Origin of the sequence: uncultured Flavobacterium sp. (assembly GCF_963922255.1) — a bacterium.
Lineage (GTDB): Bacteria > Bacteroidota > Bacteroidia > Flavobacteriales > Flavobacteriaceae > Flavobacterium.
In genome coordinates this window covers 1-14,147 of sequence record NZ_CAWUIC010000016.1, presented here as the reverse complement: position 1 = coordinate 14,147, position 14,147 = coordinate 1, and the positions used below count along the sequence as shown (strand labels likewise).

Here is a 14,147-nt window from a genome sequence, read left to right as displayed (position 1 = left end):
CAAAAAATATTTATAAATCAATCTCCTCAAAAAAAGCATCCAATTTCTCCTTAATCAGCTCAATTGGATATTCTTCAAAGTATTTAAACGTATGTTCTTTGATGAATTTCTCATCATGTTCAGCATAAATTTCTGGTTTTAAATCTTTTAAATGAATGGAAATGTTCTTTTCGTCTTCAAAAATCTGCCAAGTTTCCTTATCAACACTTGGTGAAAACAACGAAAACGTTGGAACAAACAACGCTTTTGCCATATTTACTGAACCACCTTCATTGCCAATCAAAGCATTGCATTGTGATAATAAACCTAAAAATTCACGAAGACTTTTTCCATAAATGTTAAAGAAAATAGCTTGTTGTGTTTTTTCGTTACACAAATTATAAAGCTTCAAAGCATCTTCTTTTTGATTTGGTATATAATTAAATAACAAAGAAGCATTCGTTTTTTCAACGGTGTAATCTAACAATTCAGCCATTTTTTCTAAAGGATACGTTTTGTACCATTCACTTCCCAAAATACCAATCATAAATAAAGGTTGGTTTTGTGGAATATGTGCTTCTATAATTGTTTTTTTGGCAGCTTCAATTTCAGAATTAGAAAGAAAAATTTTCGGTTTAAAATCAGTGATTTCCTCTTTGATTAATGGTTTTAATAAAGCCAATCTATTTTCAATCGCTAAACCATAGTTGCTTTTTGTACCGTTTGGTAATCGTTTGATGTTGTGATTATAAAATATTTTTGAATAGCCTTTTTCATAAGATATTTTATATTTAGCACCGGAAAAAAAGGTAATTAAATTGGTCTCTAATTTACTGTAAGCATCAATAACAACATCATATTTCTGACTTCTAATTTTAAAAATGAATTTAAATAATGAAAGGTAGTTTTTTCTAACTTTTTGTTCCAAAACTATTATGTTAGAAATTGCTTCGTTTTCTTTTAAAACATCCACACAATTGGCATAGCACATATAATCAATTGTTGCATTTGGATAATGGTCTTTTAGACTATTGGCTAAGATTGAACTAGTTAAAACATCACCAATTCGTTTTTGTTGAATGATTAAAATTTTCATTTTTCTTAATTAAAGTGCTAAAGTACATAAGTAAACTGAAAGTTAAAAACTTTAAATAAAAACAGTATTTTTGTGCTTATAAAATTCAAAATATGGCAATCAGCGGTTTGGTTATTACATTTAATGAAGAAAAAAACATTGGAAAATGCATAGATGCTTTGTTCAAAGTTTGTGATGAAGTTATCATTGTTGATTCATTGAGTAAAGATAAAACGGTTGAAATTGCTGAATCTAAAGGAGCAAAAGTGATTTCTCAAGCTTTTTTGGGTGATGGACCACAACGGACACATGGTTTGCCATATTGCAAAAACGATTGGATTTTAAATCTAGATGCTGATGAATTTTTGGATAAAGATGCTGAAAAATTCATTTTAGATGAAAAATATTTAATCGGAAACTATGATGCTTTTTCGTTTCGAGTAAAGAATTTTTTAGGAGATGAATTAATTGATTTTTCAGGTTGGTATCCCGATCATAAAGTTCGATTTTTCAATAAAAAAACAGCAAAACCTTCTGAAGCCAAAGTGCATCAATCTATTGTGACTACTAACGAAAAGAAAGTTCCAGTTCATATTCTACATTATGGTTGGGATTCATTTGAACAAATTGTAGCTAAGAAAAATCAATATTCAACTTGGCATGCACAACAACTTTTTGACCAAGGAAAAAGAGTAGGAGCAGCCAAACCAGTTATAAATGGATTGACAGCTTTTATTAGATGTTATTTCTTGAAAAAAGGAATTTTTAATGGAATTGACGGCATCACAATTGCTTTAATTCAAGGTTTCTTTTCACACATGAAATACGCGAAATTGTTGAAATTACAACGTCAAGAAAAATTATTGAACCGTTAATTTGTTATTGATAATTCGTTCATTAAACGATTGTACATAAGCTTTAATGAATCGTTCCATTTCATCGGTTTTTTCTTTTTCTGTCGAAAGTAAATTGGTTTTCATTAATTCGTCTTTCTTGAAATTATATAAGGCTAAAGCCTTTTTTCCATCAAAAGCCAAGTAATAATCACCTTTTATATAATGGTAAATATTGTCCAAATAATAGACTACAAAGTCTTTTTCAGATTGAAAAGATTTACCAAAAGAAACCATTTTAGTTTTAATATGCAATAGGTCAATTAGTGATGGCATAACGTCAATTTGCTGAACATTTTTATAATTTATGCCTCCAAAATTTGGATTTCCTGGATTATAGAATAAAATTGGTACTCTAAATTTTCCAACGTTTGTTTTGTATTTATCTTCTGTTGGTTCTGATGAAGTATGATCAGCAGTTATTACGAAAATGGTATTTTTAAACCAATCTTCTTTACTGGCAGATTTAAAAAATTGCTTCAAGGCAAAATCAGAATAAGCTATGCTTTCGTGAATTTTAGTTGTTCCTTTTGGAAATTTTCCTTTATATTTTTCAGGAATTGTATATGGATTGTGCGATGAAATACTAAAAATAGAAGTAAAAAAAGGCTGTTTGAAACTCGACATTTTTCGGCAATAAAACTGAAAAAATTCTTCGTCAAAAATACCCCATTTTCCATCAAAAGCTTCTGGACCATCGTATTCATTTTTGCCATAATAAGCATCAAATCCAGCTACTTTGCAATATTGATCAAAGTTTTGACTTCCGTTAAATGCACCATGAAAAAACGCAGTATTGTAACCATTATCTTTTAATATTTTAGGCAAACCATAAATTTCATTAATCGAATAACTAGAGGTAATCAAAGAAGAACTCATCAAACTAGGAATGCTAGAAAGCGTTGACGGAACTGCATCAATAGATAATTTTCCATTGGCAAAACCATTTTCATAAAACAATGATTTTGTAATTAAAGAATCTAAAAAAGGAGTTTGTCCACGTTGGATATTTTCTCTTCCAAAACTTTCTAGAATAATCACAACAACGTTTTGCTTAGTTGGATTTTCTGTTGGATTTGTAGCAACAACTGGATTGAAAATTGAATTTAATTCAGCTTCTTCAAAATATTTTGGAGATTCAAGAGTTTCTTTTTTACCAATAGTCTTCAAAATGCAAAAAGGAGTATTCAACACTAAAGCCGAATGACTAATTGAACCATAATTTACAGCGTCAACGACCTTTAAAGGTTTTTTCTGAAATCCACCACGACCTAATAAAAATACAAATCCAAGTAAAAACAGGAAAAGACCGATTTGTTTAATTACTAAATAGCTGGTTTTTTCTTCAGAAAAGACAAGTTTAATATTTGGAATTGTCTTCCAAAATACAACTGCTAAAACAAAAGCAATAACAGGTAAAAACCAAAATTCAGTTAAAAATGATAAGATCAATCCACCAATTTCATGTTCCATTCCAGAGGCAGTTATCATTCCAAATGAACTTCTTCTTCCAGTGAACTTGTAATATTCAAAATCTACAAAATTGGTTAAAATGAAAATCAAATTCACTACATAAAATCCAATTTTTAATCCTTTTTGGTAACCTGATTTATATTTGAATTTTCCTGGAATAAAATGTAATATTGAAAAGAGTATATTAATATATGCTATAGCAGATATGTCAAAATGTAATCCACCTAAAAATGTTTTTAAAGTTAATCCGTTAAAGGCATTTCTATTAAAAAACAAAAATAAAAGACGGCATAATTGATATATAATTACAATCAATAAAAAGCGTTTAAAAAATAGAATTATACTTTGAAAGTAATTTCTCATGGATGAAATATTTCGGCAAATGTATGAAATGCTAAAATATTTACAATTAGTTAATGATAAATTTACATTGTAAATAAAAATTCCAAATTCTAATCAGGAATAAATTGGAATTTGGAATTTGGAATTTTAAAATTTGGATTTTTATTTCTAAACTGCTACATCATATTCGCGTAAAGCATCGTTCAAAGAAGTTTTTAAATCAGTTGAAGGTTTACGTTTTCCAATGATTAAAGCACAAGGTACTTGATAGTCACCAGCAGCAAATTTTTTAGTATAACTTCCAGGAATTACCACACATCTTGCAGGAACAACACCTTTATATTCAATTGGCTCATCACCAGTAACGTCAATAATTTTTGTAGAACCAGTTAAAACTACATTTGCACCTAAAACAGCTTCTTTTTCCACACGAACACCTTCAACCACAATGCATCTTGAACCGATAAAAGCACCATCTTCAATGATTACTGGAGCAGCTTGTAAGGGTTCTAAAACACCACCAATTCCAACACCACCAGAAAGATGTACATTTTTACCAATTTGAGCACAACTTCCAACTGTAGCCCAAGTATCAACCATAGTTCCTTCGTCTACATAAGCACCAATATTTACATAACTTGGCATCATAATAACACCTTTTGAAATATAAGCACCATATCGAGCAACAGCTGGTGGAACCACACGAATACCTTTTTCGGCATAATTGCGTTTTAATTCCATTTTATCGTGGTATTCAAAAATACCTGTTTCCCAAGTTTCCATTTTTTGAATTGGAAAATACATTACAACTGCTTTTTTAACCCATTCGTTAACTTGCCAACCATTTTCTGTTGGTTCAGCTACACGAAGTTTTCCGTTATCTAATAATTCAATAACTTCTCTAATAGCATTTGTAGTTTCAGTTTCTTGTAATAAAGCACGGTTTTCCCAAGCTTGTTCTATAATTGTTTGTAAGTTTTGCATGGTTTAAAATTTTCACAAAGATAGTATTTTATAAACTTTTGGAATTATTTTTGATTGTTTAATAATTGATTAATTTTACACAATATTGTTAAAAAACAAATACCACAAATATGAAAAAGAGTTTAGTACTAGCATTGATGATAACATTAAGTTTTACTTCGTGTAAAAAAGATGTAGAAATGGATAATGATGAAGTAGCAGTTGATTCAACAGCTGTTGAAATGGTTTCTGATGACCACAATGCTATGAATAGTTTAGATTATCAAGGAACCTATGTTGGAAGTTTGCCTTGTGCAGATTGCGAATCGATAGAAACTATCTTGATTTTGACAGATGGTAGTTACATTAGAGAAACTGTTTATAAAGGAAAGTCAAAAGAAATTTTTAATGAAAGCGGAAATATTGAATGGAACAAAGAGGGAAATACAATAACTTTAGTTGGATTAAATACTCCTAATCAATATTTTGTTGGAGAAAATATATTATTTCATTTAGATGTTAATGGGAAAAGAATTGAGGGTGATTTGGCTTCCAAATATGAATTGAAAAAAGAATTAAAATCAGTTGGTAAAATAGAATTGAAAAATTCTAAATGGAAATTGATTAAGCTTTACGGAAAAGATGTTGAAAATTTGAATGAAGATAAATTAAAAGGAATTACTTTTAATCCAGATGGAAGAATGTCAGCTTTTGCAGGATGTAATTCTATGGGTGGAAATTATGAAATAAATGAAGAGATAAGCAAAATTAAATTTTCAAAAGTATTCTCAACTAAAATGGCTTGTCAAGATATGACAACTGAAAAAGAATTAACAAAGGTTTTAGAAATTGCGGATAACTACTATTTTGATGGGAATTTATTAAAATTAAACAAAGGAAAAATGGCAACTTTAGCCGAATTTGTCATCATTAAATAAAAATTATGTCAAGAATTCTATCCATAGATTATGGAATTAAACGAACAGGAATTGCAGTTACTGATGAAATGCAAATCATTGCTTCAGGATTAACAACAGTTCCTTCTGAAACTTTAATTGCTTTTTTAAAAGATTATTTTTCCAAAGAAAAGGTTGAAAAAGTGATTATTGGTGAACCCAAACAAATGGACGGAACACCATCTGAAAGTACTGCTATTATTGAAAAGTTTATCAAAACATTCACCATGACTTTTCCAGCAATGCCTTTGGATAGAGTAGACGAGCGATTTACTTCAAAAATGGCCTTTCAAACGATGATTGATAGTGGTTTAAAGAAAAAGCAACGTCAAAATAAGGCTTTAATTGATGAAATTGCAGCTACAATTATGTTGCAAGATTATATGAATAGAAAATAGGTTATTGGTTTTAGCTTAAATTAACTTTTTAAACTCATTTCAAAATACTATTTTTGCAGCATATAAGTCTTAATACTTAATACTTTTATCTTAATACAATAAAAATGATATTACCTATATATGGCTATGGTGAAGCCGTTTTAAGAAAAAAATGCGAAGAGATTTCTAAAGATTATCCAAATCTTAAAGAAACAATTGCCAATATGTATGAAACGATGAACAACGCTCATGGTGTTGGATTAGCTGCTCCACAAGTGGGAATGCCAATTCGTATTTTTATTGTAGATACAGCACCTTTTGCTGATAGTGATGATGTTTCTAAAGAAGAAGCGGCTCAATTAAAAGCGTTTAAGCAAACGTTTATAAACGCAAAAATTCTTAAAGAAGAAGGTACAAAATGGACTTTTAACGAAGGCTGTTTAAGTATTCCGGATGTTCGTGAAGATGTTTTGCGTCATGATACCATTACAATTGAATATTTTGATGAAGATTTCAATAAAAAAACTGAAGTCTATAATGGTTTAATTGCACGTGTAATTCAACATGAATATGATCATATAGAAGGAATTTTATTTACAGATCATGTTTCTACTTTAAAAAAGAAATTGATTTCAAAAAAGTTGAAAAACATCATGGAAGGCAAAGCTTTTCCAGATTATAGAATGAAATTTTTTAGTAAAAAAGGAAGATAAAAAGAGAAATTCCGATATTTTTAAAACCCAAATTCCAAATTTTTTGGATATTCTTTGGATTTTGGAATTTCATAATTGGAATTTAAAATTTAAAATATATATTTGCCACCCATTAATTATAAAAAAGAATGAGTTTACAAAAAATATTAGCTATTTCTGGGAAACCAGGTTTATATGATTTAAAATTACAAACACGTACAGGATTTGTTGCTGAATCATTATTAGATGGAAAGAAAATCACAGTAGGTTTAAGAGCAAACGTAAGTTTACTTTCAGAAATTGCTGTTTATACTTATAATGAAGAAGTTCGTTTAGCAGAAGTTTTAAAAACAATTGCTGAAAAAGAAAATGAAGGTCCAGCTATTTCTCATAAAGAAACAGATGAAAAGTTAAAAGCTTATTTCAGAGAAATTTTACCAGAATTTGATGAAGAAAGAGTCTATACATCTGACATCAAAAAAGTATTAAATTGGTATAACTTATTACAATCAAAAGGTTTAGCAACAGTTGAAGCATTAACTGAAAAAGAACCTGAAAATGAAAAATAAGTAGAAATTTAAAAAAAAAGTTTCTTAAATTATAAAAAAGTCCAAACAGAATAAAGTTTGGACTTTTTGTTTTTTATAATTTGGTTACCTATTTTTTCACTATTCTTATACCTAATTTTCCACCAATATATGCCATTGGTATATAAGCCAATGTAATATCAGCAATAGTAAACCAAATAGGACCAGGCAACATATAATTGACATCAATTCCTCCAACAAGAAATAAAACACCAATTACTAATGCCAATTTCATTTTATGATTCGTAGCAATTAAAGTAACAATTAAAGCACCTACTAATGAGCCGAAAGCATGTCCTAAGAAAGGAAATATAAAATATTCACTCGATAAATTTGGCATAATATCCGCTAAAGCTTCCATATCATTCGAATCAACACCTTTTATAGGGAAAATAGAGCTTCCTATCTTAATTAATAGCATGTTTACTGTGCTTCCTATTAGCCATCCTGCTATGACTGCTAGAATATTTTTGAGAATTGTGTTCATATTATTAGTTTTAATTTAAAAATAAACTTTTTAGATATATAATAAATAGAAGACAAAAATATAGTTTGTAAATAGATTTAAATTATTTTTTCAAATAAAAAAGCCTCATTAAAGAAATGAAGCTTTTAGTAATTAATATTTATGGCATCTTAATCAATAACCTTTTGATTAGCATTTGGTCTGTTAGTAATTGTAGTTTGAATTAATTCATAACCTGTGCTGTTTGGTTTTAATAAATAAACTGCTTTAGCTCCATTTGTAAATGACATTCTATTTGTGCTTGAAATCATTTCAACAGCTTTTTTTTCTAGTGTTTTTTGATTTTCAGCGAATACTATTTTGAAATCAAGGTTGTTGCTTTTGGTTGAAGTAAATCTTACGTTAGATAATGGGTTTTCATTAATTTTAACACCATCAACGTAGACTGTAAATAATTTTGAGTCTTCGGTATAAATTTCAACTTCATTAGATTGAGCTTGCATAACGTAAGCAAACAACATTAAAAATAAAGAAAATATAGTTTTTGCTTTCATAAATTTAACTTTTATAGTTTATTATAGTGTCTTTAAAGGAGTAAATATATAAAAAAAAATATTCAGTTGTTGTTTTTTAGATAAATATCTCGTGTTTAGACTATTGGTTCAGCGTATAAGTCAAATTCTGTAGCATCAACGATTTTTAAATCTACAAATTCACCTGTTTTTAGATAGAATTTTGAAGCATCAATTAAAACCTCGTTATCTACATCTGGACTATCAAATTCAGTTCGTCCAATAAAATGCTGACCTTCTTTTCTATCGATTACACATTTAAAAATTTTTCCAATTTTCTCTTGATTCAAATCCCAAGAAATTTGTGCTTGTATATCCATAATTTCCAGCGAGCGAGCTTGTTTAACTTCTTCAGGAACATCATCAACTAAATTATAAGCATGAGTGTTTTCTTCATGAGAATAAGTAAAACAACCTAATCTTTCAAAGCGCATTTCTTGCACCCAATTTTTTAGAATTTGGAAATCTTCTTCTGTTTCTCCTGGATAACCCACAATTAAAGTCGTACGAATAGCCATTTCAGGAACCGCTTTTCTAAAATCTTTTAGTAGGTTAGTTGTTTTTTCATAAGTAGTCCCTCTTCGCATTGATTTTAGAACACTATCTGAAATATGTTGCAATGGAATGTCTATATAGTTACAAATTTTTGGTTCACGTTTCATTAACTCCAAAACTTCCATTGGAAATCCTGTTGGGAAAGCATAATGTAAACGAATCCATTCAATTCCTTCCACTTTTACTAAATTTTCTAATAATTCAGCTAAGTTTCTTTTTTTGTAAATATCTAATCCATAATATGTTAAATCTTGAGCAATTAAGATTAATTCTTTGACACCATTTTTAGCTAATTTTTCAGCTTCAATAACCAAATTTTCAATAGGAGTAGAGACATGTTTTCCTCGCATCAATGGAATCGCACAAAAGCTACATGGTCTATCACAACCTTCAGCAATTTTTAAATAGGCATAATTTTTTGCAGTTGTCGTTAAACGTTCCCCAATCAATTCGTGTTTGTAATCTGCACCTAACGCTTTTAATAAAAGAGGTAATTCAGTAGTACCAAAATATTGATCCACATTTGGAATTTCTTTTTCTAAATCGGGTCTATATCTCTCAGACAGACAACCTGTAACGAAAACTTTATCTACTAAACCTTTTTCTTTTTTATCAGCATATTCTAAAATAGTATTTACTGATTCTTCCTTTGCATTGTCGATAAAACCACAGGTGTTAATTACGATGATGTTTCCTTCATCTTTTTTAGCTTCATGAGTCACTTCTTTGCCATTGGCTTTTAGTTGCCCCATCAAAACTTCACTGTCATAAACATTTTTTGAGCATCCTAACGTAATTACGTTGATTTTATTTTTCTTTAAAGATTTGGTTCTCATGGAATTGAAAATTTATTTCTGAGTTTTGGAGTGCAAAATTACGCTTTTTAAATGTAATTGTTTTGGTTTACATAATTTTTATGATTTAGTTTGTTCATATTTTACTAATTCAATAAAAAAAAACTACCTCAAATGAAGTAGTTTTTACATTTCTTATTTAGAGAATTCTAGAAAGTTACAGTATAACTTAAGCTAACATTGTCATTTTTACTATTGATTCTTGCTTGATCATCCATTCCTGATGAAATAAGACTTTGATTGTAATTTCTGTGTGTGTTTGCGTAAGATAAATCTATTCTAGCATTGTTAAAGCTATAGCCAAGACCACCAGAATATCCAATTAAATCACCATAAACTTGATCCACTTTATATGGGCTTTCTTCAAATCTGTAACCTGCTCTTAAACTGATTTGTTTAATCTTATATTCTCCTCCTATATTGTATGTAATTGCGTTCTTTAAATTAGCATTCATTTCATCATTTAAGTCAGCATATAATTTAGTATTTTTAGGTTTGAATTTAGTATTGCTATAATCTTTTGTTGAAATATCAACGTTGATAAATCCTTTTGTTCCAAAAATATAAGCAGCACTACCTGTCCATTTACTTGGGGTATGAACGTTGTAACTTGGGTAAATATTAACAACGTTAGGGTCAATCACATCAGTATAAGTCCCATTGGCATCAGAATTAACTACAATTAATCGTTGAGTTAATTCGTCATTTAAAGCATACCAAGTTGGTGATTCATAGGCCAACCCTAATCTAAGCTCATTAGTAACTTTTGCAATTGCTCCTAAATTAAATGAAAAGCCTCTTCCATAAGTATATAAATCGTTTTCAAACTGTATCCTATCAACCGTTGAGGCTGTCGTGCCTATGTTGTTATTACTCTCATACACTGAAGTAGATTTTGTGATGTCTGTAAAATGAATATTTAAATTCATTCCTAAGGATAAAATGTCAGCGTAGTTAGCTGCAAAATTTCCAGTTAATTTTCCATTGTATCCTCTTGATTTTATGTAATTTTCTTGATAGAAGTTTCCTCCTGTTGGTACATTTGAGGCATAACTTTCAAAGGATCCTGAATCATCCAAGTCAAATATATAGCCTTGAAATCCTAACATGGCTTGTTGGGCTGCAAAACCCAGGCCAACAGTTTCTCCAAGGTAATTGTATAAACTACCAATTGATTCACCATCTAAAGTAGTTAAGTATTCTACATCAATTCCTTGTGCAAAATTCAAGAAATAATTTCCAATTGAATTATAAGGGTTTATACCTTTTGAGAAAACTTGGTTGTTAAAATTATTAGTGTTTTCATAGTTTACACCAAAGCTTAATTTTTTCCAATCACTTTTTTCATCCGTATTATCAAAAACAAAAACAGCTCCAATTTGATTTAAATCCAATTTAAAATTACTTTCACTAGAACTTGAGCCAAAATAGGTCGAATTGTTTTTTTTGTTAAATCCAGAAACACTTGCACTGAATGTGTTGTATTTGAAAACTACAGAACCAGCAGGGTTAATATTAATAGCTGATAAATCTCCACCAATCGCTCCCATTGAACCACTTAGTGCTCTAAATCGGGCTGTCCCGTTCAAATCCTCTACAGCATATCTTAGTGCGTCATTAGGTGTTGTTTCTTGTGAAAATCCAATAAAAGAGCTTCCTATTAACAAGGATAATAATATTTTTTTCATAGTATATTTTATTTCTTTCTATTTCAATCAATTATTTTTTAACCGCGTCCTCCACGACCACCTCCACCTGAAGATCTACCTCCACCTGAAGTTCCTCTTGAAGAACTACCAGATGACCTACTTCCACCATAAGTTCCGCTTGAATTGCTACTTCTTGGCGTTGTTGTAGTTCTCGTAGAAGTTGATCTTGGATTAGTTGTCGTGCTTCTAGGAGAGACAGTTGAGTTATTACTTCTTGTTGATGTTGATCTTGTTGTTGAATTTGAACGAGTTCTAGTAGTACTTCTTGCAGAAGAGTTTCCTATTTGACTTTTTCTACCTAAGACTGTTGCAGTTCTTCCTGAACTTCTTCCTGAATAAATTCCATTTCTTCCTCTAATACCACTATTATAAGACACATGATTGTTGTAGTGACCAATATAATATCCACCAAAATAAGGGTTGTACCAATTATTCCATCCAAAACCATAGCCATAGTAGGGGTTGTACCAGTTATTCCAGCCATAGTAGAAACCTAATCCCCAAGTATTTCCATAATAAAAGCCATTGTTCCATCCTGGGCCATACCAAGAATTAAAGCCCCAACCCCAATTATTCCAACCATTGTTATAATAATTTATATTTACTTCATTTGAGTTATTTCCCCAACCAGCATAACTTCTTTCAACGACATAAACAGTGTCTACTTGATTTGAGCTATATGAGTCTACATCAGTAAAATATTCAGCTCCACCAAACTCTTCTTGCATATCTTTAAATTTGTCAACATACAAATTGTTAGAATTTACTGGATTATAAGTTTGATTTTCATCCCTCGTAGTTTCTGATGTCGAAGAACTATAAATTCCGTCATAATCATCATAAGAAGAATTCTTAAATGAACTACAAGACGATATAGTAATCATTATTACACCTAATAGTAATAATTGATATTTTTTTATAACAGTTTGGTAAATAGTTTTCATAATAGCAAGTTTTTATTGTTGGACTTCACAAAAATAGTTAGTTTTGTCGAATATTTTAGTTAAAATTTATATAAGAAATAGTAACAATTTTTATGCCAATCCATTAGTAATGAGTAAAAACTTAACAAAAAGAGCAGAGGATTATTCTAAATGGTACAACGAATTAGTTGTAAAAGCCGATTTAGCCGAGAATTCAGGAGTAAGAGGATGTATGGTTATCAAACCATATGGTTTTGCAATTTGGGAAAAGATGCAAGCCGAATTAGATAGAATGTTTAAAGAAACAGGTCATCAGAACGCCTATTTTCCTCTTTTTGTGCCCAAAAGTATGTTTGAAGCTGAAGAGAAAAATGCTGAGGGTTTTGCAAAAGAGTGTGCTATCGTAACGCATTATCGTTTAAAAAATGATGAAGAAAATCCTGGAAAATTAAAAGTTGATGAAAATGCAAAATTAGAAGAAGAGCTTATCGTTCGTCCTACTAGTGAGGCAATTATTTGGTCAACCTACAAAGGTTGGGTTCAATCTTATAGAGATTTACCTCTTTTAATTAATCAATGGGCAAATGTGGTTCGTTGGGAAATGCGTACGCGTTTATTTTTGAGAACTGCAGAGTTTTTATGGCAAGAAGGTCATACAGCTCATGCAACCAGACAAGAAGCAATCGAAGAATCTGAAAAAATGATGAATGTTTATGCTGATTTTGCTCAAAATTTCATGGCAATTCCGGTTATAAAAGGATTGAAGACTGAAACGGAACGTTTTGCTGGAGCTGAAGAAACGTATTGTATTGAAGCTTTAATGCAAGATGGAAAAGCACTTCAAGCAGGAACGTCTCACTTTTTAGGTCAAAATTTTGCCAAAGCTTTTGATGTTAAATTTGCAAATGCAGAAGGTAAACAAGAATATGTTTGGGGAACTTCATGGGGAGTTTCAACACGTTTGATGGGAGCTTTAGTAATGACACACTCTGATGACTTAGGATTGGTTTTGCCACCAAACTTGGCTCCAATTCAGGTTGTGATCGTGCCTATTTTTAAAACAGATGAAGAATTTGAGAGAATCTCAACTGTTGTAAATGATTTAGTAGCTCAATTTAAAAAATTAAATATTTCTGTTAAGTTTGATAATAGAACAACACACAAGCCAGGATTTAAGTTTGCTGAATGGGAATTAAAAGGTGTTCCAGTTCGAATTGCGGTTGGACCAAAAGATTTAGAAAATAAAACTTTTGAAATTGCAAGAAGAGATACTTTAACAAAAGAAGTTATTGCTCAAGAGGGAATTGTAAGCTATATTTCTGACTTATTAGAGACTATTCAAACTGATTTGTTTAATAAGGCTTTGAATTATAGGGATGCACATATTACTGAAGTTCAGAATTTTGAAGAGTTTAAAGATGTATTAGAAAACAAAACAGGTTTTGTTTCGGCTCATTGGGATGGAACTGCAGAGACAGAAGAAAAAATCAAGGAATTAACTAAGGCAACAATCAGATGTATTCCTTTAGATGGAAGAGTTGAGGAAGGAAAATGTATTTTAACTGGCTCAAAATCAGAGCGTAGAGTTTTATTTGCAAAAGCCTATTAAAAAAAAATAAATTTCTGTTGCGAAAATAAAAAATAGTTGTATTTTTGCATCCGCAATACAGAAATGTTGGCCCGTTCGTCTATCGGTTAGGACGCATGGTTTTCATCCATGTAAGAGGGGTT

General features: G+C 30.2%; 14 protein-coding genes. 6 read left to right on the top strand and 8 right to left on the bottom strand.

Annotated elements, in window-relative coordinates:
* Positions 1 to 10: 10 nt before the first annotated feature.
* Entirely contained in the window at positions 11 to 1,075 is a 1,065-nt protein-coding gene (locus AABJ49_RS12045) for a glycosyltransferase family 9 protein (RefSeq protein ID WP_338378529.1), read from the bottom strand.
* A gap of 92 nt (positions 1,076 to 1,167) precedes the next feature.
* On the opposite strand from AABJ49_RS12045, the gene AABJ49_RS12040 reads away from it, so the two are divergent.
* Complete coding sequence (locus AABJ49_RS12040) at positions 1,168 to 1,929, top strand: glycosyltransferase family 2 protein (RefSeq protein WP_338378528.1); 762 nt, start codon at positions 1,168 to 1,170, stop codon at positions 1,927 to 1,929.
* On the opposite strand, the gene AABJ49_RS12035 is transcribed toward AABJ49_RS12040, so the two are convergent.
* Both AABJ49_RS12035 and AABJ49_RS12030 read right to left on the bottom strand, forming a co-directional pair.
* Positions 1,915 to 3,783, bottom strand: a complete 1,869-nt coding sequence (locus tag AABJ49_RS12035; RefSeq protein ID WP_338378527.1) for a sulfatase-like hydrolase/transferase — start codon at positions 3,781 to 3,783, stop codon at positions 1,915 to 1,917. The two genes, AABJ49_RS12040 and AABJ49_RS12035, sit on opposite strands and share 15 nt — an antisense overlap.
* Positions 3,784 to 3,930: 147 nt before the next feature.
* Complete coding sequence (locus AABJ49_RS12030; protein ID WP_338378526.1) at positions 3,931 to 4,746, bottom strand: 2,3,4,5-tetrahydropyridine-2,6-dicarboxylate N-succinyltransferase; 816 nt, start codon at positions 4,744 to 4,746, stop codon at positions 3,931 to 3,933.
* Between the two features lie 110 nt (positions 4,747 to 4,856).
* On the opposite strand from AABJ49_RS12030, the gene AABJ49_RS12025 reads away from it, so the two are divergent.
* From AABJ49_RS12025 to AABJ49_RS12010, 4 genes are all read left to right on the top strand, one after another.
* Positions 4,857 to 5,663 carry a copper resistance protein NlpE N-terminal domain-containing protein gene (locus AABJ49_RS12025; RefSeq protein WP_338378525.1) on the top strand — a complete coding sequence of 269 codons (807 nt, stop codon included), beginning with the start codon at positions 4,857 to 4,859 and terminating at the stop codon, positions 5,661 to 5,663.
* A gap of 5 nt (positions 5,664 to 5,668) precedes the next feature.
* Positions 5,669 to 6,079: a Holliday junction resolvase RuvX gene (gene ruvX, locus AABJ49_RS12020; protein WP_338378524.1), complete on the top strand. Its 411-nt coding sequence runs from the start codon at positions 5,669 to 5,671 to the stop codon at positions 6,077 to 6,079.
* Between the two features lie 104 nt (positions 6,080 to 6,183).
* Entirely contained in the window at positions 6,184 to 6,771 is a 588-nt protein-coding gene (gene def, locus AABJ49_RS12015) for a peptide deformylase (protein WP_338378523.1), read from the top strand.
* Between the two features lie 128 nt (positions 6,772 to 6,899).
* Positions 6,900 to 7,319 (top strand): DUF5606 domain-containing protein, encoded by a 420-nt coding sequence (locus AABJ49_RS12010; protein WP_338378522.1) that lies wholly within the window; start codon positions 6,900 to 6,902, stop codon positions 7,317 to 7,319.
* Positions 7,320 to 7,407: 88 nt separating this feature from the next.
* Here AABJ49_RS12010 and AABJ49_RS12005 read toward each other — a convergent pair whose 3' ends face one another.
* The 5 genes from AABJ49_RS12005 to AABJ49_RS11985 all read right to left on the bottom strand — a co-directional run bounded on the left by AABJ49_RS12005 (position 7,408) and on the right by AABJ49_RS11985 (position 12,437).
* Complete coding sequence (locus tag AABJ49_RS12005; protein ID WP_338378521.1) at positions 7,408 to 7,824, bottom strand: hypothetical protein; 417 nt, start codon at positions 7,822 to 7,824, stop codon at positions 7,408 to 7,410.
* Positions 7,825 to 7,973: 149 nt separating this feature from the next.
* On the bottom strand, positions 7,974 to 8,357 hold the full coding sequence (locus AABJ49_RS12000; protein WP_338378520.1) for a hypothetical protein: 384 nt from the start codon (positions 8,355 to 8,357) through the stop codon (positions 7,974 to 7,976).
* Positions 8,358 to 8,452: 95 nt separating this feature from the next.
* Positions 8,453 to 9,766, bottom strand: a complete 1,314-nt coding sequence (gene rimO, locus AABJ49_RS11995; RefSeq protein WP_338378519.1) for a 30S ribosomal protein S12 methylthiotransferase RimO — start codon at positions 9,764 to 9,766, stop codon at positions 8,453 to 8,455.
* A 167-nt stretch (positions 9,767 to 9,933) separates the two neighbouring features.
* On the bottom strand, positions 9,934 to 11,472 hold the full coding sequence (locus tag AABJ49_RS11990) for a transporter (protein ID WP_338378518.1): 1,539 nt from the start codon (positions 11,470 to 11,472) through the stop codon (positions 9,934 to 9,936).
* Positions 11,473 to 11,510: 38 nt separating this feature from the next.
* Positions 11,511 to 12,437: a hypothetical protein gene (locus AABJ49_RS11985; protein ID WP_338378517.1), complete on the bottom strand. Its 927-nt coding sequence runs from the start codon at positions 12,435 to 12,437 to the stop codon at positions 11,511 to 11,513.
* Positions 12,438 to 12,546: 109 nt separating this feature from the next.
* On the opposite strand from AABJ49_RS11985, the gene proS reads away from it, so the two are divergent.
* A complete protein-coding gene (proS, locus tag AABJ49_RS11980; protein WP_338378600.1) occupies positions 12,547 to 14,025 on the top strand; it encodes a proline--tRNA ligase in 1,479 nt (492 codons plus the stop codon).
* Positions 14,026 to 14,147: the final 122 nt, after the last annotated feature.

Bases quoted from the DNA above. Each gene is read 5' to 3' on its own strand.
- AABJ49_RS12045 (WP_338378529.1), bottom strand. From the start codon at position 1,075: ATGAAAATTTTAATCATTCAACAAAAACGAATTGGTGATGTTTTAACT.
- AABJ49_RS12040 (WP_338378528.1), top strand. From the start codon at position 1,168: ATGGCAATCAGCGGTTTGGTTATTACATTTAATGAAGAAAAAAACATT.
- AABJ49_RS12035 (WP_338378527.1), bottom strand. From the start codon at position 3,783: ATGAGAAATTACTTTCAAAGTATAATTCTATTTTTTAAACGCTTTTTA.
- AABJ49_RS12030 (WP_338378526.1), bottom strand. From the start codon at position 4,746: ATGCAAAACTTACAAACAATTATAGAACAAGCTTGGGAAAACCGTGCT.
- AABJ49_RS12025 (WP_338378525.1), top strand. From the start codon at position 4,857: ATGAAAAAGAGTTTAGTACTAGCATTGATGATAACATTAAGTTTTACT.
- ruvX (WP_338378524.1), top strand. From the start codon at position 5,669: ATGTCAAGAATTCTATCCATAGATTATGGAATTAAACGAACAGGAATT.
- def (WP_338378523.1), top strand. From the start codon at position 6,184: ATGATATTACCTATATATGGCTATGGTGAAGCCGTTTTAAGAAAAAAA.
- AABJ49_RS12010 (WP_338378522.1), top strand. From the start codon at position 6,900: ATGAGTTTACAAAAAATATTAGCTATTTCTGGGAAACCAGGTTTATAT.
- AABJ49_RS12005 (WP_338378521.1), bottom strand. From the start codon at position 7,824: ATGAACACAATTCTCAAAAATATTCTAGCAGTCATAGCAGGATGGCTA.
- AABJ49_RS12000 (WP_338378520.1), bottom strand. From the start codon at position 8,357: ATGAAAGCAAAAACTATATTTTCTTTATTTTTAATGTTGTTTGCTTAC.
- rimO (WP_338378519.1), bottom strand. From the start codon at position 9,766: ATGAGAACCAAATCTTTAAAGAAAAATAAAATCAACGTAATTACGTTA.
- AABJ49_RS11990 (WP_338378518.1), bottom strand. From the start codon at position 11,472: ATGAAAAAAATATTATTATCCTTGTTAATAGGAAGCTCTTTTATTGGA.
- AABJ49_RS11985 (WP_338378517.1), bottom strand. From the start codon at position 12,437: ATGAAAACTATTTACCAAACTGTTATAAAAAAATATCAATTATTACTA.
- proS (WP_338378600.1), top strand. From the start codon at position 12,547: ATGAGTAAAAACTTAACAAAAAGAGCAGAGGATTATTCTAAATGGTAC.